The organism is Spirosoma harenae (assembly GCF_054776975.1).
Genome location: NZ_BAAHBD010000002.1, coordinates 205,487 through 229,470, shown reverse-complemented (window position 1 = coordinate 229,470; position 23,984 = coordinate 205,487). Strand labels below are relative to the sequence as shown.

The following is a 23,984-nucleotide window of genomic DNA, read 5'->3' as shown; positions in this document are numbered from 1 at the left end:
CCATAGAATTCTCTAAAACGACAAAATCCCATGTCTAAACTGATTCATTAAATAAAATCTACTCATCTTCTGCTTGATCTAATGGTATGGTTCGCACAATATAGAAAAACGCTGGTCCAATATGAACCAACGTTTCCTAGTATACCCCATATATGTAAGTTCAGAACAACCAGTGGTAGGTCGTAATGAAGGGCATTGCCTAAATCAACCTGATAAAGAATCAAAATGTTGATTAAACGGCAGAAAATGGCCATTATCTTATTAAAATGGCTAGAAAATCACTCATCGCATCCCTTGTTTACTGAACTTTAATCGGGATGTCTTATTTTGAAAATCTAACGATATAATCGTCTTTAATGAATCAATTTCCAATCCATTTAAACCATATATTCCCATGAAAAAAGTCCTGTACACTGTTGCAGTAAGTGGTCTAACACTGCTTTTATCAGCCATGCTTCCTACTGATTTAGCTACGTTAACGTCCGGTATGGCTGATTTCCCTAGTCAGCAAGCTCCTGATTATCCATTTTCGAAAGCTATGCGGGCAGGCGATTTTGTGTATATCTCCGGTCAGATCGGTGTAAAACCCGATGGGAAACTAGCCGATGGGTTTGAGGCTCAATCCAAACAAACAATGGATAATATTGTCGCTGTATTAAAAGATCAGGGCTTGACTACGGACGATGTCGTAAAATGTACCGTTATGATTGGTGATATGTCGAAATGGCCAGCCTTCAATACCATTTACCGGACTTATTTTAAAGCAGGCAAGTATCCAGCCCGGAGTGCGTTTGGCGCGAATGGATTAGCTCTGGGCGCAGCGCTCGAAGTCGACTGCATCGCCTATGCACCGCTAAAAAAATAGTTTTATGGTTCAAGTTTCACATATGGCATTCCTACAGAAGTTTTTAGAAATGACTAGCTCGGAACTTGAACCATAAATTTACCGATTTACGGCTAATCCTAACGTTTGAATCGTCTTGCGTAGAGCAGCAGCCCAGATTCGGTACCCATTTACAGCCAGGTGAATTCCATCGCCAGAATAGGCTCCCTGTCGTAAATTACCCGTACTGGCATCAATTAAACCGGACGATGGGTCGCAGAGGAAAACGGTTTTGTTATCGACAAACGTTTGAATCTGCTGGTGAACGACGACGTATTTTTTACGTTTGTCGTCATCGGCAGTTGTACCAGCCGGTAATGGGCCTATCAACACCAATTTAGCCTTTGGAAGTTTACTTTTGAGGGTTTTCAGGATTGTCCCGATGGCGGCAGTAATGTCTTCGGCTTCATCTTCCCGAAAATTGTTGACCCCAATCGTAACCACCACAACCGACGGATCAGCTTTCGTGAAATCCAGGTTTTGAATACGCCAAAGTAAATGTTGGGTTTTATCGCCCGAAATGGCAGCAACACCGTACCGAAAACCAGCCAATACACTATCGAACGGCGCCTGACCTGCATGATGAACCACTAAACTGCGTTTGCCGATGGCCTGCGTAATCGAATTCCCCATCATCAAAATATCCAGTTTGCCTGTACTATCCAGTGTCTGTTGAATATTGGCATAATTATCCCACCAGTCATTTCCCGGCTTCCAGCCACCTGCCGAACGAAACTCTGAACCGGGCACAGGAATAAGGGCAAAGTGCGTATTCTGCCCCGCTGCTTTCATAATAAAGTCAACGATGGGCGTCGGATTGGGTAAGCTGTGCGGATGATGATTAACGCCGGGTTTATGAATCACGGTAATACGTCCCCCCAGCGCCAGAGCCTGTTTTTCAAAGGGTTCGGTATTTTCACTCACGGGTACAGCATCGTCAGCATCACCTACTACGTGCAACATCGGAAAATCCCCTTTGACAATTTCAGGCACTCGATCTAGTGGATTACCCTTGAACTGAAGCGCTTCTTCGTCGGATTTTAAACCGAAATCTTTCTTAAAAATTTCCCAATCATTTGGACTACCCTTGCTTTTTCCTTTCCCACCGGGCCAGCTTTTCATGTCCAGAACCGGCGCATCGACGTAGACACAGGCTACTTTTTTGGGATTTTCGATAGCCCAGTTATAGGTATAAATTCCTCCACGACTCAATCCTTCCAGACTAACCTTTTCCGATAGTCCGGCTTTATGCATATAGCGATAAAATTTGTTCCATAGATCAATAGCTTCGGCATTTCCATAAAGCTCAGCTACATCACAATACACCACATGGAAACCGTGATCCAGCAACGAAATGTCGACTTGTGGCTCATGCCCCCAGAAACGAGCCCGCCATATCCAGGGTTTGCCATTGGCAACCACACGTGGTTTGACAACTTTACAGGCTCGACCCTGAAACGTAAAATCAGCGCAATCGTACCCATAGAAGGAAGAGACAGTAACAGGTTCTTTAATTTTCTGGAAAATATCGAAACCAGAGCCCGATTTCAGTGTGACAATCTCGTAAATCCGCCGGGCCATACGTGTCATGACCAACGGAGCCGGATGCAGTTTGTCAGGAAATAGTAAGCTATCCTCAACGGTTAATGCGTGCAGATCAATCATTTCCAGTTTTTCTTCGAAAGCAATTTGCTGGATACGGGGAATAATGAGTTTTTTGATGGCAGCATCCGTTTGGCGCGTTGTATCGGTCAGGAACGACGCAACGGGCAACAGCAGAATAATCCGGGGGTTTGTTGGCAGCTCTTTAAACGACCGCACTAACGCTTTATAATCCGGGATAAACCGATCGATCTGCAATCGGTATGGGAGTCGACTATCATTCGTACCCAGTTTGATCAGCACAATATCGGGAGTGCTTTTTAGAGCCTGCTGGTATTGATCCGTCTTCATATAGGGTGCCGTAGTTTCCTGCATCACCGTCCGGCCACTCACCCCGAAGTTCATTACTTCGTAATTCTTGCCTAGTAAATACTGTAATTGACCCGGAAATGAATTCTGTTCGCGATGCGTCAAACCAGCGCCATACGTAATGCTATTTCCCACGCAGGCAATTCGAATGGTTTTCTGGGCATACCCGGAGTACGTCAGAAACAGGAAAAACAGAAAAACAAGTTGGCGATACATAAGAGAATAAATCGGAAACTAATAATAGAAAACCCAGTCCTATTCGCGCTTCATTTTGTCGAAATACTGGCGCATAAACAACAGTTGGTAAGTCACAGCATTCGTCCAGTAAGTCCAGTTATGACCGCCCGGCCGTGTGATGTAATCGTGTGGGACATTGCGCTCTAAAAGTTTGTCGTGCAGGTTATTATTGACGCGAAAGAAGAAATCCTCAGTGCCGCAATCTACAAGTAACGAAAGAGATCCAGGCGTAAGCAAATGCAGCAGATTGATAACCGTATTCTGTTCCCAACGTTCGGGAAACTGGGCATAAGTCCCAAGCCGTTTGGCCATATCCCAGTTATTCGGAAACGGTCGAATGTCTACTCCACCACTCATACTTCCCGCAGCGCCAAACACATCCTGATGACGAAACGCCAAGTAAAGCGCCCCGTGTCCGCCCATACTTAAGCCCGTAATCGCCCGCGCCTGACGGTTTTTGATGGTCTTGTAATGGCTGTCGATCCAGGGTACGAGTTCACTGGCTACGTAGGTTTCATACTTGAAGGCTGGATCAGCTGGGCTATCCCAATACCAACTACCGAAAGCGCCATCCGGACAAACGATAATTACCTGATGGCGATCGACCTGCTGGCCAATATTGGGGGCTTTTTTGGCCCAGTCACTGTAGTTTCCACTATAGCCATGTAGTAAATACACCACTGGAAACTCGCTACCAAGGGTATACGAGTCGGGTGTCATTACCACAGCTTTGATCGTTTTTTTCATCAATGGGCTGTATGTATCGACCGTATCGATTTTTGCCGCCTGAACCTGACCAATAAATGAGAAGAAACTAAAGAGAAGTAGCGTACGAAAGCGTGTCATTTTTCAGCGTTGCTAGATGCCGTTAATCAAAGAAAAAGGCTTCCAGAATCTATCTATTGATTAGAGGAGATTACCGGTTACTTCCTGAAATGCTTATCGGCGAAAAGGAGGTATTGTGCCCAGTCATATTCTGTAACATCGTGGCCGCCAGTGCGGATATGATAGCCGATTTGCCCTTGCACCGATTGGTTGAGTGGTGGCTTTATTGTTGCAGGCAAACCTTCTGTTCCTAAAAATCGATAGACAGTGCTGGCAGCTTTGGCAGATTCAAATTCACCGTCGGGATCAGAACCTTTATCCTGTTCGGCGCTGGCAATGTAGATCGGGCGGGGCGCAATTAGCGCAATCACCATGTGCTGATCGAAAGGCAGGATGGTGTCCTGATCTATATAAGTCCGAAAATTAGTCGCGAACCAGTGAGGAAAAACGGTGCAGAGTCGTCGGATATTTTCACCAACACCCCGACGAAACAGTTTCGCACCACCTGCGCCTGATTCATTACTAATCACCATCGCAAATCGCTCATCTGTCGCGCCCGCCCACAAAGCCGCTTTCCCCAACCGCGACCAGCCAAACACGGCTACACGTTTGGCATCAATCGCTTTATCGGTTTGCAGGTAATCCATAATCCGACTTAGCCCCCATGACCACGCAGCAACCGTTCCGAAATTATCCTCTCGATTCTGAAAATCAGGATATAATGGATGAACACCCGTCGTAAATTTCATCTTTGGCTCGTCAGTAGCTATATCTTCGCGATAAGCCGTTACAAGGGCGTATCCCCGACTTAACAGGCTATCGACTGGCCACTGACGAGCGTTGATCCCCCGACACGCTTCAGTCGACCGATGATCCACTACACAGGAGACATCAATGTAAGGATTACCTCGGCTCGACTCCATCCAGCTCGTCGAAATTCGAATACCCGGGTCAGCATTGATACTATGATTCCCCCAGAAATTCAGGCCAACTATGGCTGGTACCGGGCCCTTTTTCTGATTGGGAATATAGAGCAGAATGTCCATGCGTGGACCATCTGGTTTGCCATTGAAAAATACCGCAACCTGCTTACGTGTGGCTTTTCCACCCAACGCATTTACATCAGTATCAAATACCTGAAACGTCATCTGAGCCGGTTTTCCGGGCGAGCGACCATACATTTCTCTGGTAAATTGCTCTAGTAGCTCCAGACGTCGTTGCGTTCGCCATTGTTTTGTGGTCGTTACCCGACTGCCCTTATTCAGAACCAATGGATCAGGCAATGACCGATGCTGCGCCTGACTAATCAGGGATACAAACCAGAAAACAGTAAGCGTAACTATTTTTTGTAGCATTAGAAATCGACAATCAATTTGCTTCGGCTTTCGGTTGCAATGCCTTACGGACTGCTGGTGCGATTTTAGTACCGAATAATTCGATGGCATGAAGCGTTTTAGCGTGCGGTGTATCGTGTCCGCTGATCATCTGAGCCAGATAGCGGGTATTGCCAAATAGCTCATGGAAATACAGAATCTTATCAATAATCTGCTGCGGACTACCCACCATCAACGGCCCATATTGACGCATCTGTTCGAAATGCGCTCTGGAAATCGGCGACCAACCCCGCTCCCGTCCTACCCGATTCATCAGTAATTCATAAGGCGGAAAAAACTCATCGGCGGCCTGTTGAGCCTCATCAGCTGCGTAAAACTGAGAGTTGATGCCTAATTGTAATTTACTGACATCATGCCCGGCTCGCTCGGCAGCTTGTCGGTATAGGTTGACGAAGGGCACAAATCGATCCGGTGTGCCGCCCAAAATAGCTACCGTCATTGGCAAATTCAGCGTGCCAGCCCGAACGGCCGACGCTGGTGTTCCACCCACGGCTAACCAAACCGGAATTGAGGGTTGATACGGACGGGGATAAACGCCCAGGTGTTTAATAGCTGCGCGATGCTTCCCGTTCCAGTCAACAATTTCCTGCTGATTAATTTTAAGCAGCAAATCCAGTTTTTCGGTAAACAATTCGTCGTAATCCTTCAGATCATAGCCAAACAACGGAAACGACTCGATAAACGACCCGCGACCTGCCATAATTTCGGCCCGACCATTGGCAATCAGATCCAGCGACGCAAAGTTCTGAAACGTTCGTACCGGATCAGCCGAACTCAGTACCGTGACCGAGCTGGACAGGCGAATATGCTTCGTGATCGCAGCAGCAGCCGCCAGAATCACTTCGGGGGCCGATATAATAAAGTCGGGCCGATGGTGTTCGCCTAACGCAAATACATCCAGCCCGACTTCGTCCGCAAGTTTGATTTCTTCGAGAATTTCCTGCATCCGTCGATGCGCATTGACCGCTTTTCCGGCAACGCCATCCGGTACCACTTCCCCAAAACTACTGATTCCTAATTCCATGATTGTTTTTTGCTGCTATGCCGTTACAATCACTTTGCGTAAGGCTACAGTTCCAGATTAGGCTTAAAATATTCCGGGATTACTTTAATGGCGACCCTTAGCGACCCATCCAGCCACCATCGACGGTTAAAATCGTACCATGTATATAAGCACCTGCCTCAGACGCCAATAAAAGGACTGGACCTTTAAAATCCTCTGGTTTCCCCCAGCGTCCAACCGGAATCCGATCCAGAATGGCTTTGGACCGGTCAGGATCGGCTCGCAAAGCTTCGGTATTATTTGTGACAATGTAACCCGGAGCAATTCCGTTTACGTTAACGCCTTTTGAAGCCCATTCATTCGAAAATGCTTTAACCAGTCCGGCTACAGCGCTTTTACTGGCAGTGTAACCCGGTACGTTGATACCACCCTGAAAACTTAGCAGCGAGCAGGTAAAAACGATTTTACCCGTTCCTTTCGCTACCATATCTTTACCAAATTCACGAGCTAAAATGAACTGAGCGTCCAGATTTACCGACATTACTTTATCCCACCACTCATCTGGATGGTCGGCAGCTGGCTTTCGCAAAATCATCCCCGCGTTATTGATCAGGATATCAATAGAATGGCTGGACTTTACTGTATTGATAAATTGATACAAAGCCGTCCGGTCTGATAAATCAATCTGGTATCCCTCGAACGTCCGCCCTAAAGCTAAAATCGCCTGTTCGGTTTCACCACCCGTCATGGTTTCAGAGTTCGATGTTCCTATAATATCAGCACCTGCTTCGGCGAGCGCAATCGCCATTGCCTGGCCTAGTCCTGTATTGCTACCCGTTACTAATGCCGTTTTACCGGCTAGATCAAATTGACTTAGAACACTCATTACGATTTCAGTTAAACTGCGATTTAAGGATTAGCGCCAGTTTGTATGGATTAAAATTAAATGTGCAGTATTCAGAAATAGTCGTTCGTAGCAACAGAATACCCTTTGCGCTTGTTGATTTGACAATGCGTGACCTTTTCTCTCGCTCCTGAATTGAAGCCAATTATTCTCATTTATGCCTCTTTTCGTTATTGTTCGTCACGGTCAATCACAATGGAATGCCGAAAATCGATTTACGGGAAATACAGATACTCCGCTTACCGATCTTGGGCGACATGAAGCCCGAGAAGCTGGTGCGCTTCTGAAGGCTCATCAACCACCCAATTTTGGCATTGGCTTTACATCGATGTTGCAGCGGGCTATTGAAACAATGGCTATAATTCTGGACGAAATTGGTCAAACAACTCTGCCAGTTGAGCGTAGCGATTCCCTTAACGAACGCACGTACGGCGATCTACAGGGGATGAATAAGTTGGAGGCTGAAGAACGATATGGCGTCGATCAGGTTTTCTGCTGGCGACGCGGCTATGACGATCGACCTCCACATGGCGAAAGCCTGGCCGATACGCGTGCGCGGGTGGTTCCTTATTTTAACGAGTCGATTTTACCGCATTTGCAGGCAGGTCAGCCTGTGCTGGTTGTTGCTCATGGAAACAGTTTGCGGGCACTGCTTATGGAATTGGAACACATTTCACCCGACGACATTGAAAAAGTAGAGTTAGCAACCGGAATTCCCCGACAATATGATTATGATCCAGAAACGGGCGAGTTCCGGTTGCTCCCTAAATAGAACGTATTCTAGCCATTTACTTGATGGCAATCACTTCTATTTCAAGTAACACATCTTCGCGAAACGTCTGTGGAACGGCTTTTACCTCAACAATTTTCGGAGTTTGTGGAAAATAAGTAGCCTCAACGTTTTTTAACATCTGGGTTTTAACCGAATTCACCTGCGTAATACCGGCATCCTCTTTCACCGAATACGTGATCTGATCAACGTCACTCAGGCTCATATCGACCGTAGCCAGCGATGTTTTTATATTGTCGAAAATCTGCCGGGTCTGGGCTGCTAAATCGCCGGAGCCAACTAATTTGCCAGTGTCGGTAAAAGGGCGTTGTCCGCAGATATAAACCGTTTTTCCGGGCAAACCAGCGTCAACTTTATAAAGATACCCTGTGGGCACTTTAGGTTCATCGGTTGTCTGCGCCTGACTACAGGCGGTCATTGCAATCCAGATAAGTATATTCCGAAAGTAGTTCATAAGTGTATCGGGTAAATGTTCGTCCTCTTCTAACCTGTCGCGCTTAATTTATCTATTCCATTCGTTTAAAGAACCTGCCAGTACAACTCCTATTGTCCATCAACTAAAAAAACAACTGTATTGCCTGCCTGACTATTGATCAATTCGTTCGCAGGGAAACACTAGCCTGGTCGTCTTCTCCATTTGTGTACCCATTTCCTGGCGTCGAATCAGGATCACTCTGACTGGCGCTCTGAACCTGCGCTCTGTTAATGAATGTACCGGAACTGGTTGCCTGAGCCATAAAGGTGATAGTGGCTGATTGCCCAACCGGAAGTTGACTAATTGTTCCCCTTACATTCGATCCATTGACCGTCATTCCCGAAGAAGAACTGACAAATTGCAAACCTGACGGTAATAAATTGTTCAGTACTACATTCGTAGCCGTTAGGCCGCCCCTATTCTGCACCGTGAGAGTTACGCTAAACGGTTGATTGAGTTTAACGGCTACAGTGTTTGTCTGCATATACAAGCTCAAATCTGCTTTTGCCGGATCAGGTGCTGGCTGATTGGGTTGCACAGGCGGTAAAACTACCTGTTCAGGATTGGGCGATACATTGCGTACCCCTAACGTATCTCCTCTCGTGTGAATTTCAACCTGGGTTTCATCCGTCTCCCCATTTGCAGTCCCGTTATTCAACGTTACGCCAACCAACGGATTGGAAGCACTACTCAACGAAGCCATAACCACATACGACGCTTCGGCCTGCAACCGACCAATATATCGTCGACTGACGACGTTTCCGCCAGCCAAACTAGCATAATTCCCATTCACGACATTATTCGTTGCGTTTAAACTTTGGGACGACGAAACAAAAGCCATGCTTTGGGGTAATCGGCTTCGCACCGAAAAAGTCTGTGCATCACAAACACTTCTATTTTCTACTGTAATCCAAACACTTACAGTGTCGTTCAGAGCGACTACGCGCTTAGACGTCTGCATACTAATTCGTAAATCCGTTGGTGACAAGCTCACAGACCGGGGAAACGGATCTGATAGACAGCCATATACCGGGTTTTTAGCCTGAAGCACGTAAGTGCCAGCTGTTGTTGCATTGATTGACGTTGACGTAGCTCCAGTACTCCATTGATTCGGGCCTGAAAAGGAAGAAATCAGCCGTATTCCCGAACTACTGCAGATAGAAAACCCTCCTCCATTATCAGTCGTAATCGTTGGCGTAGCGGGTTTTACATTGGCCGGAACCGCAATAGCGGGTGGAAAATAAACCTTGTTTTGAGGTGTACTAATTCGAGCATAGTAGGTACCTGTACCAACGGTCAAACTACTTACTTCACTGCCTGTATTCCATATAGATTGGTATCCGCTCGGTTGAGTCAGGCGCAATTGGTTTGGGGGGCCACAGGCAATACTGACAAGGGGTTGCTGCTCGGCAGGCATCGATAGAACATTTCTCAGATATTCATCGGTAATAGCATTTGCCCAGGCATTTCCCGCTTTGACTTGTCCCGCCGGAGAATAGTGGATTCCATCGGGCCGGTCTTCCACACTGCTAATATTGTCTAAATCAGGCCCCAAAAATGATAAAAAGCTTGGCGTATTAATGATCTGGAATTGTGCGGCTCGCACATTATCATACCGAGTACCGCCAAATGACGATATGGATACGATAAAAGCCAGGTTCGGCAGATTGGCTTCGGTTCGAATCTTTTCGAATACCTTTTTGTAATATTTAACCGTTGAATCGGTGGGATTTGCCCGGTCATTTTCGCCGTGCTGCACCAGAAACGCCCGTATGCCCGTACTGGGAATATACAGGTTCATCGTGTTCCGAATGTTCGCATAAGGCATTCGGATGTTATAGTTAACAAAGGAGTGACTAAACGGAATGTCATACGCTGCCCAGTACGTTTGCTGCATATTCGTTCCACCAAACCCGGCATTGTAAAGCAACACCGGTACATTGATCCGCTGAACCAACGCATCGCCCATCCGCGACCAAAGCCAGGGCATATGGGCAAATGGAGCAAAACCGCTATCTGGTAATAATTGCCGAAAGGACATACCGGGCAAGTACCGTGTGCTGGCCGTAGTCAGATATTGATAATAAGTTGGCTCGTTTTCCGGTACAGGAATAGGCGTTACAACTACCCGTTCGTCACTGGCTCCGCCTAAAGAAGGACACTGATTTACACCATTAATCGTACAACCTGATCCCTGTGCATTGGAGTGCCCCATAATGGCAAACACCTCCCCTACGCCGAAGCGCTCCACCGAGTCAGTAGCTACCACTACACCACCACTGATGCCCCGCACCAACACTTTATACCAGCCACCTTTAACAGTGAGTTTGCCATTAAATTGACCATTTGTCGGATTGGTTTGAATAACTGTCCAGGACGTAGTAGTTCCCTGAGTTCCCCCTTGAGCGAGCGTACGAGATACCACTCTGGCCTCAATTGTATTCAATGGTTGTGCGTAGCTACCAGCAATCTGCACAATGGCTTTATTACCCGTGTCGCGCTGCACGACCAATCGATTAACTGGATAAGTAATCTTGATTTGGGCAACCGCCTGAATTTGATTTACTACTAATGCTAGAAGTATTCCACATACCAAACCTACACCAATAAACCGTGTACTCATAACATTAAGGTTAGTTATTATTGTAAACTAAATATTACCAAACTAACTATTTAGTACAATAATCGGACTATTATCTTTAATATTATGATTAAAAAGTAACAAAACCTATCCAGAGGGAAATTGGTATACGATTCAGCCTTCTAGCCGCTTAATAAACTATTTGATCAACCTATGTCTTATAAGTAACCGTTGCTCCGTAAAACATCGCACAAAATATATGCCAATCGTACACTTTGAAGCTGTAGTTTTTGAAATTCAATTACGATAACTTTTCCATATCCATAAAAGCAAGCCTGCGGTACGATTGGGCCATTATTGTCTGGCAACCGAATCGCACCGCAGGCTCGAAAGTCAATTAAAAACCGCTAGTTATAAAAATTGGCCTGTAAAACTAAGGCCTTCGAAAGCCCATCAATCTCCTACTTTTCCAAGTGCTGACGTAACAGTTACGACAATCGACTTTGACGTTGGTGTATTGCTTTTTTCGGCGATTGAGTCGATAGGTACTAATACATTTGTTTCTGGGAAGTAGGCAGCACAACAGCCGCGTGGAATATCGTACGGAATCACAACAAAACGATGAGCGGTTCGCTTCTTCCCATTATACCGACTATGTAAATCAACGACCTGTTTTTCCTGTAAACCAAGATTGGCAATATCATCGGGATGCATAAAAATTACCCGCCGTTCATTATAAACACCCCGGTATCGGTCATCATTGCCGTAGATAGTGGTGTTGAACTGATCGTGGCTCCGGATGGTCATCAAGAGAAGTTCTCCGGTTTGCAGATCGTGATGGACGGGCGTATTGATCGTAAATTGTGCTTTGCCATCCTTCGTCTTAAATTCCCGTACCCGTGGTCCATTGGGAATATAAAAACCGCCGGGTTTACGCACCTGTTCATTATAGCGATCAAAACCGGGTACAACTTGCTCTATCAAATCTCGGATGCGGTCATAATTCCCGACCAGGCCATCCCAATCAACAGTTGACTTGTTCGCCAATGTTGCTTTTGCCAATTCACCAATAATGGCCACTTCACTTTTGAGTGATGTTACTACTGGATCGACAACGCCGTGTGATTGCGCTACAACACCGGTTGTGCTTTCGCAACTAACAAATTGCTCACCACTAGCCTGAATATCACGATCTGTGCGCCCTAAACAGGGTAATATTAAGGCTGTCTCGCCATGAATCAGGTGACTACGGTTTAGTTTAGTAGAAACATGAACCGTTAGTTTGCATTTTTTCAAGGCTTCTGCCGTATAATTCGTATCGGATACGGCCATTGCAAAATTGCCACCTAGCCCAAAGAAAACGGAAGCTTTACCATCATGCATGGCCTTGACTGATTTAACCGTATCGTAGCCATCTTTGCGGGGAGGTTCAAACTTAAAAACTTTTTCAAGCGCATCCAGAAATTCAGGTTTGGGTTTTTCCCAGATTCCCATTGTCCGGTCGCCCTGAACATTACTATGACCACGTATCGGACTGGCCCCTCCTCCTTCGATACCAATACTTCCTTTTAGTAATAATAGGTTAATGACCTCATTGATCGTTTGAACAGCATTTTGATGCTGTGTCAGGCCCATGGCCCAGCAAATAATCAGTTTACGGGTATGCTTGAACAAATCGACCGCTTCCTGAATTTGAGCCACTGCCAGGCCACATTGAGAAGCTAATTCGCCTAATTCAAACTGATCCAGGCTTTTCACGAACGCATCATAGCCCGCTGTATACTGCTGAATAAATGACCGATCCAGTACCTTTCCAGGAGACACTTTTTCTTCCTTCAGCAACAGTTTACACATGGCTTTCAGTAGAGCCAGATCAGAATTGATACGAACCTGTAAAAACAAGTCTGTCAGCTTTTCGCCCCCCAATAACATATCTCGCGGACTTTGCGGGTCTTTGAATTTGAGTAACCCTGTTTCGTGGAGCGGATTTACGGCAATTATTTTTGCACCATTGCGTTTGGCTTTTTCCAGGGGCGTTAACATTCGGGGGGCATTCGTCCCCGGATTCTGGCCAATGATCATAATCACATCAGCCTTTTCGTAATCCTCGTATTTGACCGATGCTTTACCTAGTCCTATCGATTCCGCCAAAGCAACGCTGGTCGATTCGTGGCACATATTGGAGCAGTCTGGCATATTATTCGTACCAAACTGACGAACAAACAACTGGTATAGAAAAGCAGCTTCATTGCTCGTACGACCCGACGTGTAAAAGATAGCTTCATCGGGCGATTTGAGCGCATTGAGTTCAGTAGCAATGAGTTTGAAAGCATCTGCCCAAGCGATAGATTCATAATGAGTGGCACCCGGCCGCAAGAGCATCGGTTGCGTCAGTCGCCCCTGTTGACCCAGCCATAAGTCGTTTTTTTGCAGTAGTTCCGCTACCGAATAACGCTGAAATAATACGGGCGACGCTGTATGTTTGGTCATCACCTCGTCGGCAACAGCTTTAGCCCCGCTTTCGCAATATTCGGCAATAACTGATCGGTGCCCATCAGGATCTGGCCAAGCACAGGATGGACAGTCGAACCCGTCTTTCTGGTTCAGCTTGATAAGCGATTTCCAGCCCCGCGCTACCCCTGTTCCCTGCAATACATGTTTGAATGATTGAAAAACGGCCGTTGCTCCAGCTGCTTCAGAATAGGGTTCTTTTATCTCAAGTTCACCTGTTAATGTTTCCGGTGGTGTATTTTGATTCTGATCAGCCATTATAAAGCAGGAATAATCATTTGATTGTTAAGCCAATATCTATTGAATGCTGGCGTGCGTCGGCGCTATGAGCAAAGTAACAGCGTTCTACACCATGCTTGTCAACAATTGTCATCAAACTCTCTGTCTGAGGTTTATGTTTAGCGTAAATCTGCCGAATATAAACGCAGCGAATCTGACCTGGATATCGCTCAACGACAGCCGTATAAATGCTGGGATCTAGCTGTGAATCGTCGCCTAACAGGATAAATTGTCGATCCGGGTACATGTCAATGATCTGAGTAATTCGATCCACTTTCGTGTGATGTTTCCCTTTACCCGTTTTTAACAATTGCGACAGTCGTTTCAATTTACTCAACCGATATATACCTTCTGGCAATCCATTTTTTTTCGAAAATTCCAGAATATAATCGTATAAATTCCACTCGCTGCTCGACACATAGAAGAATGGATTATGATCACCTGACCCAGTATCGGCTCCAGCCAATAATTGATAGTGAGCCACTACGCCTTCGAAAGGGATTCGACTGTGGGCATTTTCCGTCAGCAAAACCAGCAGTCGTTTCGTAATGGTTGCCGAATGAGACACCAAAAAGGTATCATCAATATCGGATATACAAATAAACGGCCCAGGATGCGGTATCAACACCTGACCTTCGCCCTCAGCTACAGTCATTTTGGATGATAACTCACCGGAAATAAGCTGTACGCTGACATTGTGCCAGCCTGGGGATAAGGGTTTGTTTAACAGCAACTCGAACTGAAAATAGCCATCCTGATCCGTCTGAGTACGGGCTTGCTGGCCAGAAAACCGAACCTCAACAGTAGCCTGCGAATATGGCCGAATTAAGAATAAGCGTATGACAGCCAGGAGGTTGACCAGATCAATATCGCGGTAATTTCTTCGGGGCAAAGCACTCCTACGAAAAACGTGGCCGTATATAATCACTCGGCTATCGTTGCCAAATCCACGATATACTTTTACCACGGGTTGATCGGTCAGTCGTAGTAATCGTAAAAAAAACTGTTTTACGGTATCCTTTACGCTTTTTTTCGGTTTATGGATAGGTGGTACCTGAGTTGTGTCCATGCGATTCAATCAATTCGTATATCTTATAACCTATAATTTACTCAGAAGTTGACTTTTCTATTTTTCATTAACCCTGTCTCAGGTGGCACGGCTAAAACCCAGTGGGAAGACGGTATTCAAGACTATTTCGAAGGCCTGCCACATTCCATTCACTTGTGTTATCTCAAAGGCAAAAACGATAAAACCTTCATTCGGCAGCAAATTGACCAACATAAGCCCGATCGGGTTGTAGCCGTCGGGGGCGACGGAACCATCAAAATTGTCGCTACAGAATTACTTGACAAAGCGATTCCTCTCGGCATATTACCAGCTGGATCAGCCAACGGAATGGCCGTAGAATTAGGTATTCCTCCTTCTGTCGAAGACAGTTTGGCATTGCTGGTCGACGGAACGCCCAAAGCCACTGACGTTCTGCTCATTAATAACGATAATGTTTGTCTTCATCTGAGCGACATTGGGATGAACGCGCAGGTGGTCAGGCATTACGAAAAGAATAATTTACGGGGCAAACTAGGCTATTTACGGGCAGTCATCAATGTTCTTCGAAAACGTCGATTACTGAAAGTATCTATCACGGTTGGCGACGAATGTGTGCATCGGGTTGCTTTTATGGTTGTTTTGGCAAACGCTCGCATGTACGGCACCGGAGCCGTGATTAATCCCGATGGAACGCCCTTCGATGGGCAATTTGAAGTCGTTGTTTTTCGGCGGTTATCGTTTGGCGAAATCCTTAAATTATTTTGGCGATATAAGCCATTTGATCCCAAGCAGATTGAAATTTTTCCGTCAACATCCGTTACTATCGAAACGCACCGACGTGCCTATTTCCAGATTGATGGAGAATATTGTGGGCGAATTACCCAGCTAAAAGCAGACATTAAGCCGGGCGCGTTGCAGATACTTCTGCCAGCTTAGCAGAGAGCATGGGGGAATGAGCAAAGGTTACTATTCGTTTATTTCACTCCATGCTCTACACCCTCTCCCCGATTCACCTTAACCCGCCAAGGTTCGCTGTAAATGTTAAATCGCTCATCGCGGACAAATCCGGCCAGGGTTATTGTGGCTTCCTGAGCCATCTGTACAGCCAGACTCGATGGAGCCCCCACCGCAGCCAGTAGTGGGACTCCCGCCATCCAGCTCTTCTGAACTAGCTCGACCCCAATCCGGCCACTTAGAAAAACCCCAAACTGGCTTAGTGGCAACCAGTTTTGCCAGAAAGCAGCCCCAATAAGTTTATCTAAAGCATTATGTCGGCCAATATCTTCGCGAATGAGAACAAGGTTTCCTTCGCTATCGAATAAGGTAGCTGCATGTATACCGCCTGTGTAGGCATACCCCCGCTGCATTTCCCGAATACGATCAGGCAATGTGTGGAGAGTCGACGGTTTAATGGAGAAATCAGATAAGATAGCTCCATCAGTAAGCGGGCTAATCGCATCAATAGTTGTTTTTCCGCATAAACCACAACTGGACGATGTAAGCGTTGAGCGTTCTAATCGTGACCAGTCTATCAGTACATCAGGGTGCAATTCGACGCGGATAACGTTCCCTTTTTTCTGAGCGTCCTGCACACAATGTCGACACGAGATTATATCAGCAGGACGATGAATGATACCCTCTGAAAATAGAAATCCCATTGCCAATTCTTCATCGTGGCCAGGCGTCCGCATCGTAACGGCAATAGAGCGTTGCTGTCGATCTGAGGTATCTCCAAATCCTAACCGAATTTCAAGTGGTTCTTCAACAGCCAATAGGTCAGGCTTTTCAGTAAGATTTTCACCAGAAACTTTCTGAATGGATGCAGGAGCGACAAGAGACATAGCAGCATGAGTTTTCGGAAGAACAAGCCGAAAAGCCAGAAAGTTATACAGCCATACCATCTATATCCAGACTTATATATCGTTACATTAAGCTGTATTCGTTTATAGATTCAGAACCTGTTTCAATTTCGAGTCGAAAGTGGTTTTCATCATGTTTTCCCGAAAGTTTAAACAGGTTCACTATATAAAAAAGCTGTCCGAAATGCGATTTTCGTTGAATCAACGAAAATCGCATTTCGGACAGCTTTTTGTATCCAGGCTAATTTAGAAGCTAACTGTAGCGGAAGCTTTCAGCGCGAAAGAATTAAGCGGAATACCATTTAAGCCCGCTGCATCCAGGTAATTTAATCGGTGAATGGCCTGAATACGAATGAGTTTGAAAATATTATCAATACCGTACCCAACTTCCAAATAAGGAATTCCACTGTCGAGGGCGCCAAAATAAATTGGCCGAACGCCATCAGGCAAGGGTCTACCGGTAGCAACTGCCTGATTCTCTTTTGATAAACTTCCCCAAAGCGCATCCACATTGCCAATTAATCGCCAGTTAAGTTTTCGAATACCCGGCAACCGGTTGAATAACAACCCTTCAAATCGATGCTGTATGTGAACGGCCACAAATCGATCGCTGACAAATTCGTAGAACTGCATTCGGTTAAACGTGTTGGTTGTCAGCAGAGGAGTTGGATTACCAATATGTGGGAACAACATTGGCGCAGGCATAACATCTGGCGTAAAACCAGCCGAAAGCAGATACGTCATCCGACCGAGTGGCCCTAATCGAAGAGATTGTTGCGCTCGTATATTTATTCGGCTGTAATTATACTCCCCACCTAACGACTGCATACCACGGGTGTAGCGGATTGTCAGTACAGGAGCCCGTTTGGTGCCGAGTGTAATGCGCTCGTTACCATCCATGATGTATTTCTCTTTACGGGCCAGTCGCGCTTCAATTGACCAATAGGCGTCGTAAATATCGGATCGCAATGGCGATTGATCGCCTAATTCAGGCTGCAACCGATAATGGAATGGAAAAAGCGGATCGAACGTCTTACTGCCTATCGAAGCGGTGAGCAGTATTCCTTTCACTGGTTCCGTTTTAAAAAACGCTTCTTTCTGAATACTCTGGTAACCACCCCGATAGCGCCCAAATCGGCTAAAGGCATAGAAAATCCGGTTCCCACCTATTAATTCAGGGGTTAATCCCAATCGCTCCAGGTCATTCTGGAGTCGAACCCCCAACATGGTCCAGTGTTGCTTCGAAAAAATATAATTGATTTCGCCCCCGTACTTGAATTTCTCATCTTCCGTTCCGTAAGCTAGGTAGCCACGAAGTACCCAATTTCGGCTGAACTGTTCGTTGGTTCGGAAACCGATGCGGGTTCGTAATCCTTCCACGCTATTGATCGCAAACAGATAAGGATAAGGACCAAGGTCAAACCCACCTACCTTATAAAAACCAGTAACCAGCACCTGTCCTATTGCTTCAGCTTTCTTAACGGCAGGCACAGCCCGTAGTTTTCCAATTATTTCGCGGGTTTTCTGATCTTCTTTATTCAATGAGTCAGAGCCAGCAAGATTTTTCTGGACAGAACTCCAGAAGGCCTCATTCTGCGTAGCTACTGTATCGCTGGGTTCGATAGCCTGTTCATAAAAAGCGGAAGGATGAGGTCGGTTCACAACAATATTCCCATTCCGCAGCGTTACCTGAGCCTGTAATCCAAGCGACTGTTTACCTACGCCCGTCAGATTGGCCTTCAAATGAATGCTGACGGGTAACCAACCCGCCGTACCCGTTCCGCCTGTAGAATCGGGAGTCGATTCCAGTTCCTGCTCGATGGTTAGCGAGCGAACGTAGTTCAGGTTAGCCCCTTTGCCGATTTTCGTTTCAATCTGACAAAGGGCAAATGTTGTTGTATCAATCCAGGCTTTACCCGTGAAGACCAAATCTTCAGGGCGTTTGGGATCAAACTGAATTTCGTAACAGATATGATCGCCAATTTGGGTAGTATCGGCCAAATAGAATTCATACCAGTTTTTCCAGTTATCACCAACTGGCGAAGCAAAATCCTTTCCCAGAATCGGAATGTAATTGTCGTAGAAATTCTGGTTAACCAGATTGGTTCCCCCCAGTAATTGCGAACTCAATCCCGCGTCATCGACCGCAACTCCCTTAATTCGTGTTTTTCGAATGTCTTCCCGTTTGCGCTCAGGGCTGGCCCTATAATAATATCTCGATACCGATTCGGAAGCCAGAAGTGGCAGAAGTTTATGGCCTTCATCGTCCACAATCGAGTCATGTTTGCTCATTGCTTCATTAATCCGCTTGATAAGGGGATTTTTCCGCATACGATCTGAGACATGACTCAGGGCGATTTCGGTTTTTACATAGCTATCATATTCGTAGGCTGACAGTCGTTTCCGATCGTTTATTGACCGGTTTTTACGCAATTGCCGAAGAACACGCCAGGCGGGGTTTTCGCCCGCTTTCACGGTGACTTCCAACAAAGCCGTACCGGTTGATGCCAGTTTAAAATCGACGGCTTGGGAAGTACGTTCGGGATCAATTCGCAGTCGCAGGGTTTTATATCCCATTGAGCTAACTGCCATCGAATCGGTCAGGATTTTAGCGGCCAGCGTGTATCGGCCTTTTTCATCGGTTAGCGTACCCACCTTGCGCCCTACTAGGGCAACACTGGCAAAAGGAATCGGTTCGCCTGTATTCGCATCAGTGACTAACCCAGTGACGGTGTACGGTGTTTGCGCGTATACGGACTGGAAGGTATTAGCAAGCGTTAAACTGAAAAGAAAAAATAGAAGTTGAGGCAGACGTTTCATAGTTAAAGTTACGGTCTGCTAAATTACAAAAAACTTGCCAATACTTAAGTAAAAAATACTATACACCCTTATAAATAAATCCCTAACTATTAATACTTTAGTCAATTATGTTACATTTTCTCTGTTTACTAGACCAAAGTAGTAGGAAATCAAAGAAACCGTTTACATAAAAAGGATGATTCCTACTTTGCTTCACTCATTTCGGGAACTGCTTCAGGCTTAGCCAACTAGCCAGATCCGATCCGCTTCAGCACCCTGCTCCGTCCACTCAACCAACACTTGCTGCGATTCGAGCGTATTGACGCGCTTGCCTGTATAATCGGGTTTAATAGGAAGGTCACGGTTGTATCGCCGATCAATCAGCACGAGTAATTCTACCTTTCTCGGACGTCCAAAGGCAGTCATGGCATCAAGGGCGGCCCGCACCATACGGCCCGTCGCCAGGACATCATCGATCAGAATAACCCGCTTATTTTCAATAATAAAAGGAACATTGGTCGTATTCGGTCGCAAGGGCGTATCGCGCCTACGAAAATCGTCACGATAAAAGGTAGCGTCCAGATAACCCAGGGGAACCGAATGCCCTAACGTACGGTCTAGTTCACGGGCTACTCGATCGGCAAAATAAATACCGCGCGGTTGCATACCCAGAATAACCGTATCCGAAAAATCCTGATAGGTTTCAATTAATTGCTGCGCCAGTCGGCTGATCACAATTTCGAGTAAAGGGCTAGATAAAATCAGTCTTTGTTGATTCATGGGGTAAAAATAAGTATTCTAGTCGATAGTCATTAGTCAATAGTCGTCAGTCAGTACCTATCAGTCACTATTAACTATTTATTAACGACTACCGACTAATGATTATCGACTAGGATACCGATAAATCATACAAATGCAGTATTGTTACTACCTTAGCCGTTCTGTAATATCGCTCTTCGTTTTTCTAACCATCAGGAGCTATGAACCGAATCCTTACGGCTTTACTCTTTCTGGCACTTGTAAGTGCGTTTAGCACTACGCAGGCCCAGAACGTATCGGGTCACTGGCTAGGTATTACAACCTCCAGCGATATTGGTAAAAAGGTTTTTAACTACACCATGACGCTCACGCAATCGAATGTTGCGATTAGCGGCACAGCACAGACTTCCAATCCCAATGTACCGTTTAGTGGAGTCGTTTATGTATCAGGAACTCTGGCCAATCAAATCGTCACGTTTGGAGAGGCCGACAAAAACGGAGGGACTGCCGTTAAAGATGTTTGTTTCTGGATGGGTAAACTCACCTACAATGCCGCCAATGAAAGCCTGATTGGTCCGTATGAAAATATTGTAAACGGCACCACCTGTATAACTGAAGGTGGAGGAACGATGGAACTCTATCGAATCACGCTGAAGTCAGACACGGTATACTGCAAACAGACACCGATTAATTTAGCCGTTACCGGCCGGAACATCCGCTGGTATACGTCGGCGGCCAAAACAACCCTGCTGGCCACTGGCAATACATACAGCCCCAAAATCGCCCAGACAACCACGTTCTATATTACGCAAACACTCAATAATAACGAAAGTCCGCCCATTCCGATCACCATTACGATTAAAGAACCAACGTTCAAAGTAATATCTGCGAATACGGGTTGCAACAAAGAGAATGGCTCTATCGAGATGAGTTCTTCAGGGTTAGCTATTTTACAATATAGTTTGAATGGCGGGGCATTTCAGGCAACGCCTATATTTACGAGCTTACGTCCCGGCTCTTACACAGTAGTAGCAAAGGATACCGACGGTTGTCAGTCGACCCAAACGGTTGACATTACCGCTGATTCAGGTCCGCTCATTAGCGATTTAAAAACTACTTCTCCCCGCTGCGAAACAGCCAGTGGCGAAGTGACCGTAGTCACATCGCGGGGAAAAGAGCCAATGACCTACTCAATCAATTACGGCGTTTCGTATCAGTCCAGTCCTACATTTACGAAACTGCCGGGTGGCACCTATACGCTCCGGGCGCGCGACGCCAACGGATGCGAAACGAATCGCGTGACCAGCTTACCGACAATAACCCCTATGACGGTTGCGAGTTCAGCCGTGACGCCTACTTCCTGTGGGCAAGCGAACGGACAGGTCAGTTTAACCGTATGGGGAGGAAAGATTCCTATTCAATATAGCAGGGATGGTCAGAATTTCCAGGATAATGCCTTTTTCACAGGTTTGGAAGGGGGTTCTTACACGTTACAGGCTCGTGACCGAGATGGTTGTACTCTTACTGAATCAGTTAATGTAGCGGCAAGCGCCGGGCCAACTATTCCTGAATTGGCCACCTTGCCTGAAGGTTGCGGGCTACAAAATGGTGCGCTTATGATTACTGAAGTCAACAATTCATCGAACCAGCTCTATTCGCTCAATGGCACCTCTTTTCGGGATACCACTATTTTTTCTGAATTGAAAGGTGGCGATTATGTGCTGTCTGTAAAAGATTCTAACAATTGCATCCTTACGCAGAGCGTTCAAATTCCCCTCGATTGTGCCAATCTGGTTCACCTACCAACCGCTTTTTCCCCAAATCGTGACAACGTTAACGACGAGCTAAAAGCTTATTTTGCCTTTCCTCAACTGACCGTTCTGCGATTTACAATTTACGATCGATGGGGCACGGTTATTTACAATCGTGCCAATTTTGCATTGTCAAGTGGCGAAACCATTTGGGATGGTCAGCAAAGCGGGCAGTTAAGTCCTAGTGGAACTTATACATATCGACTGGACTGTTTATTCCCTGATGGTACGCAAACCAGCTACCACGAATCGATTGCCTTATTGACTAACTGATTTATGAAATTTCTCCTTGTAGGCCTAGGCAACATTGGCCCTGAATACGCACTTACTCGACACAATGCTGGTTTTATGGTTCTTGATCGACTGGCCGCTCAACATGGGTTCTCCTTTTCAATGACCCGGCTGGCGTATACGGCCAAATGGCAATACAAAGGCAAACAGTTATTTTTTGTCAAGCCAACCACCTACATGAACCTTAGTGGCAAGGCAGTCAACTATTATTTGAAGCAGGAAAACATACCCGTTGAGAACCTGTTGGTTATTACCGACGATAAAGATTTACCCTTTGGCAAATTGCGTCTGAAACCCAAAGGGTCGCCGGGTGGGCATAATGGATTACGGAATATCGATGAAGTATTGGCAACGCAGGAATATGCTCGATTAAGGGTCGGTATTGGATCGAATTTCTCGAAAGGAAGACAGATTGATTTCGTATTAGGGCAGTTTCCAGAAGACGAAATGATCCAATTACCAGACTATTTGGACCGAGCAGGTGATGCTGCACTTACTTTTTGTACTTTGGGAATACAAGCGACCATGAATAATTACAACCAATGATATAACTTTTTAAAGAATTTTATAATTTTATTAAGGCATATTTTATAGAGATGACATATTACCTAGGCAGAATATTATTCTCATTTAAACATAAAAAAGTTTTAATAGTCAGGAATTATAGGTAAAAACAGCACAAAATTCGGAATAAAATTTTAAATCAGGCCATTATAGCGTTTTGTCGTTTTGGAATTTCTATAGACATTTGTGCGTTCAATAATCAAAACCAAATAGAACAAAACAATGAAAACGCGTGTTATCTTTGCATCACTGATTCTTGGATTAGGGTTAGCGATTTCTCAGGCAGACGCGGCTACCACCACCAACACTGATGATAGCCCGGCAGCCAACAAGCCGGCAAGTGTACTGCTTGTCAATGGTTCACAGAAGCAATTTGCTTCGTATGTTGAACAAAACGTTGCCAAGCTGGCTAATACTACCAACTGGCAAAACTTTATGAGCGTAGTCTCGTTGTACAACCAAAACCCAGCCGCCGTGCTTAACATGAGCGCTGCTGATCAGGCTAAGTTCAACGAATCTGTAGCTCAGGTAACGAATAAATTGGCCAAGCATAAAGATGCAAACGCCAATAATTGGGTGAATCAGGCTAAATACACAGCTCGGATGATCAATTTCCTTTGGGATGCGAATCAATCCATCAACCAAGCTGCTGACATCCAATAAGTTAAATCAAATCCTGCATTAAAAACGGGATTTGGAACAGAAAAGAGTAAAAGTTAGTTTTTCATGTAGAAAAGGTTAAGGGTTTAGGAATAGTCAGCATAAGGTTCTCTGCGATGATCAGGGAACCTTATCTCTTTTTAGGGGATTATAAACGCCTTTTGGCTACTTCCTTTTGGCTTTCCACAGCCGTCAAAACAGGTTTAATTGGATCAGGGCGCAAAAGAGCCGATAAGTTGTGTACACGATAAGGTTAAGACGCTACTCCTAATGCCCCTTTAGCTCACACTTTTACTCAATCACCACTTCGTAAAAGTGCTATTAACACATCGGATTGTCT

Annotated in this window: 18 protein-coding genes; 6 read left to right on the top strand and 12 right to left on the bottom strand. The window is 45.7% G+C overall.

What is annotated here, in order from left to right; translation table 11 throughout:
- The first annotated feature begins 394 nt into the window (after nucleotides 1–394).
- Nucleotides 395–865 (top strand): RidA family protein, encoded by a 471-nt coding sequence (locus tag ACYVE4_RS01380; protein ID WP_460994999.1) that lies wholly within the window; start codon nucleotides 395–397, stop codon nucleotides 863–865.
- Between the two features lie 78 nt (nucleotides 866–943).
- Here ACYVE4_RS01380 and ACYVE4_RS01375 read toward each other — a convergent pair whose 3' ends face one another.
- The 5 genes from ACYVE4_RS01375 to ACYVE4_RS01355 all read right to left on the bottom strand — a co-directional run bounded on the left by ACYVE4_RS01375 (nucleotide 944) and on the right by ACYVE4_RS01355 (nucleotide 7,199).
- On the bottom strand, nucleotides 944–3,070 hold the full coding sequence (locus tag ACYVE4_RS01375; RefSeq protein ID WP_460994997.1) for a GDSL-type esterase/lipase family protein: 2,127 nt from the start codon (nucleotides 3,068–3,070) through the stop codon (nucleotides 944–946).
- Nucleotides 3,071–3,109: 39 nt separating this feature from the next.
- Nucleotides 3,110–3,937, bottom strand: coding sequence for an alpha/beta hydrolase (locus ACYVE4_RS01370; RefSeq protein ID WP_460994996.1), 828 nt, complete (start codon nucleotides 3,935–3,937; stop codon nucleotides 3,110–3,112).
- Between the two features lie 77 nt (nucleotides 3,938–4,014).
- Nucleotides 4,015–5,271 (bottom strand): alpha/beta hydrolase family protein, encoded by a 1,257-nt coding sequence (locus ACYVE4_RS01365; protein ID WP_460994995.1) that lies wholly within the window; start codon nucleotides 5,269–5,271, stop codon nucleotides 4,015–4,017.
- Nucleotides 5,272–5,284: 13 nt separating this feature from the next.
- Nucleotides 5,285–6,334 (bottom strand): Atu2307/SP_0267 family LLM class monooxygenase, encoded by a 1,050-nt coding sequence (locus tag ACYVE4_RS01360; protein ID WP_460994993.1) that lies wholly within the window; start codon nucleotides 6,332–6,334, stop codon nucleotides 5,285–5,287.
- Between the two features lie 97 nt (nucleotides 6,335–6,431).
- Entirely contained in the window at nucleotides 6,432–7,199 is a 768-nt protein-coding gene (locus ACYVE4_RS01355; RefSeq protein ID WP_460994991.1) for an SDR family oxidoreductase, read from the bottom strand.
- A gap of 175 nt (nucleotides 7,200–7,374) precedes the next feature.
- Here ACYVE4_RS01355 and ACYVE4_RS01350 point away from each other — a divergent pair, with 175 nt between their 5' ends.
- Entirely contained in the window at nucleotides 7,375–7,989 is a 615-nt protein-coding gene (locus ACYVE4_RS01350; protein ID WP_460994989.1) for a 2,3-bisphosphoglycerate-dependent phosphoglycerate mutase, read from the top strand.
- Nucleotides 7,990–8,005: 16 nt separating this feature from the next.
- Here ACYVE4_RS01350 and ACYVE4_RS01345 read toward each other — a convergent pair whose 3' ends face one another.
- From ACYVE4_RS01345 to ACYVE4_RS01330, 4 genes are all read right to left on the bottom strand, one after another.
- On the bottom strand, nucleotides 8,006–8,461 hold the full coding sequence (locus ACYVE4_RS01345; protein WP_460994987.1) for a RidA family protein: 456 nt from the start codon (nucleotides 8,459–8,461) through the stop codon (nucleotides 8,006–8,008).
- Between the two features lie 139 nt (nucleotides 8,462–8,600).
- Nucleotides 8,601–11,105, bottom strand: coding sequence for a sialate O-acetylesterase (locus tag ACYVE4_RS01340; protein ID WP_460994985.1), 2,505 nt, complete (start codon nucleotides 11,103–11,105; stop codon nucleotides 8,601–8,603).
- Nucleotides 11,106–11,516: 411 nt separating this feature from the next.
- The gene (locus tag ACYVE4_RS01335; protein WP_460994984.1) at nucleotides 11,517–13,832 is read right to left on the bottom strand and encodes an FdhF/YdeP family oxidoreductase; all 2,316 of its coding nucleotides are present in this window, start codon (nucleotides 13,830–13,832) and stop codon (nucleotides 11,517–11,519) included.
- A gap of 16 nt (nucleotides 13,833–13,848) precedes the next feature.
- The gene (locus ACYVE4_RS01330) at nucleotides 13,849–14,922 is read right to left on the bottom strand and encodes an App1 family protein (protein WP_460994983.1); all 1,074 of its coding nucleotides are present in this window, start codon (nucleotides 14,920–14,922) and stop codon (nucleotides 13,849–13,851) included.
- A gap of 48 nt (nucleotides 14,923–14,970) precedes the next feature.
- Here ACYVE4_RS01330 and ACYVE4_RS01325 point away from each other — a divergent pair, with 48 nt between their 5' ends.
- A complete protein-coding gene (locus tag ACYVE4_RS01325) occupies nucleotides 14,971–15,837 on the top strand; it encodes a diacylglycerol/lipid kinase family protein (protein WP_460994982.1) in 867 nt (288 codons plus the stop codon).
- A gap of 38 nt (nucleotides 15,838–15,875) precedes the next feature.
- Here ACYVE4_RS01325 and fdhD read toward each other — a convergent pair whose 3' ends face one another.
- From fdhD to pyrR, 3 genes are all read right to left on the bottom strand, one after another.
- A complete protein-coding gene (gene fdhD / locus ACYVE4_RS01320) occupies nucleotides 15,876–16,742 on the bottom strand; it encodes a formate dehydrogenase accessory sulfurtransferase FdhD (protein ID WP_460994981.1) in 867 nt (288 codons plus the stop codon).
- A 264-nt stretch (nucleotides 16,743–17,006) separates the two neighbouring features.
- A complete protein-coding gene (locus tag ACYVE4_RS01315; protein ID WP_460994980.1) occupies nucleotides 17,007–19,580 on the bottom strand; it encodes a DUF5686 and carboxypeptidase-like regulatory domain-containing protein in 2,574 nt (857 codons plus the stop codon).
- A gap of 219 nt (nucleotides 19,581–19,799) precedes the next feature.
- Nucleotides 19,800–20,339 carry a bifunctional pyr operon transcriptional regulator/uracil phosphoribosyltransferase PyrR gene (pyrR, locus tag ACYVE4_RS01310; protein WP_460994979.1) on the bottom strand — a complete coding sequence of 180 codons (540 nt, stop codon included), beginning with the start codon at nucleotides 20,337–20,339 and terminating at the stop codon, nucleotides 19,800–19,802.
- A gap of 200 nt (nucleotides 20,340–20,539) precedes the next feature.
- On the opposite strand from pyrR, the gene ACYVE4_RS01305 reads away from it, so the two are divergent.
- The 3 genes from ACYVE4_RS01305 to ACYVE4_RS01295 all read left to right on the top strand — a co-directional run bounded on the left by ACYVE4_RS01305 (nucleotide 20,540) and on the right by ACYVE4_RS01295 (nucleotide 23,647).
- The gene (locus tag ACYVE4_RS01305; protein WP_460994978.1) at nucleotides 20,540–22,402 is read left to right on the top strand and encodes a T9SS type B sorting domain-containing protein; all 1,863 of its coding nucleotides are present in this window, start codon (nucleotides 20,540–20,542) and stop codon (nucleotides 22,400–22,402) included.
- A 3-nt stretch (nucleotides 22,403–22,405) separates the two neighbouring features.
- Entirely contained in the window at nucleotides 22,406–22,966 is a 561-nt protein-coding gene (pth, locus tag ACYVE4_RS01300) for an aminoacyl-tRNA hydrolase (RefSeq protein WP_460994977.1), read from the top strand.
- Between the two features lie 240 nt (nucleotides 22,967–23,206).
- Nucleotides 23,207–23,647, top strand: coding sequence for a hypothetical protein (locus ACYVE4_RS01295; protein WP_460994976.1), 441 nt, complete (start codon nucleotides 23,207–23,209; stop codon nucleotides 23,645–23,647).
- Nucleotides 23,648–23,984: the final 337 nt, after the last annotated feature.

Excerpts from the sequence above, each read along its gene's own strand:
- fdhD (WP_460994981.1), bottom strand. The coding sequence starts at position 16,742 with ATGTCTCTTGTCGCTCCTGCATCCATTCAGAAAGTTTCTGGTGAAAAT.
- ACYVE4_RS01380 (WP_460994999.1), top strand. The coding sequence starts at position 395 with ATGAAAAAAGTCCTGTACACTGTTGCAGTAAGTGGTCTAACACTGCTT.
- ACYVE4_RS01345 (WP_460994987.1), bottom strand. The coding sequence starts at position 8,461 with ATGAACTACTTTCGGAATATACTTATCTGGATTGCAATGACCGCCTGT.
- pth (WP_460994977.1), top strand. The coding sequence starts at position 22,406 with ATGAAATTTCTCCTTGTAGGCCTAGGCAACATTGGCCCTGAATACGCA.
- ACYVE4_RS01330 (WP_460994983.1), bottom strand. The coding sequence starts at position 14,922 with ATGGACACAACTCAGGTACCACCTATCCATAAACCGAAAAAAAGCGTA.
- ACYVE4_RS01360 (WP_460994993.1), bottom strand. The coding sequence starts at position 6,334 with ATGGAATTAGGAATCAGTAGTTTTGGGGAAGTGGTACCGGATGGCGTT.
- ACYVE4_RS01340 (WP_460994985.1), bottom strand. The coding sequence starts at position 11,105 with ATGAGTACACGGTTTATTGGTGTAGGTTTGGTATGTGGAATACTTCTA.
- ACYVE4_RS01295 (WP_460994976.1), top strand. The coding sequence starts at position 23,207 with ATGAAAACGCGTGTTATCTTTGCATCACTGATTCTTGGATTAGGGTTA.
- ACYVE4_RS01375 (WP_460994997.1), bottom strand. The coding sequence starts at position 3,070 with ATGTATCGCCAACTTGTTTTTCTGTTTTTCCTGTTTCTGACGTACTCC.
- ACYVE4_RS01315 (WP_460994980.1), bottom strand. The coding sequence starts at position 19,580 with ATGAAACGTCTGCCTCAACTTCTATTTTTTCTTTTCAGTTTAACGCTT.
- pyrR (WP_460994979.1), bottom strand. The coding sequence starts at position 20,339 with ATGAATCAACAAAGACTGATTTTATCTAGCCCTTTACTCGAAATTGTG.
- ACYVE4_RS01335 (WP_460994984.1), bottom strand. The coding sequence starts at position 13,832 with ATGGCTGATCAGAATCAAAATACACCACCGGAAACATTAACAGGTGAA.
- ACYVE4_RS01350 (WP_460994989.1), top strand. The coding sequence starts at position 7,375 with ATGCCTCTTTTCGTTATTGTTCGTCACGGTCAATCACAATGGAATGCC.
- ACYVE4_RS01305 (WP_460994978.1), top strand. The coding sequence starts at position 20,540 with ATGAACCGAATCCTTACGGCTTTACTCTTTCTGGCACTTGTAAGTGCG.
- ACYVE4_RS01370 (WP_460994996.1), bottom strand. The coding sequence starts at position 3,937 with ATGACACGCTTTCGTACGCTACTTCTCTTTAGTTTCTTCTCATTTATT.
- ACYVE4_RS01365 (WP_460994995.1), bottom strand. The coding sequence starts at position 5,271 with ATGCTACAAAAAATAGTTACGCTTACTGTTTTCTGGTTTGTATCCCTG.
- ACYVE4_RS01355 (WP_460994991.1), bottom strand. The coding sequence starts at position 7,199 with ATGAGTGTTCTAAGTCAATTTGATCTAGCCGGTAAAACGGCATTAGTA.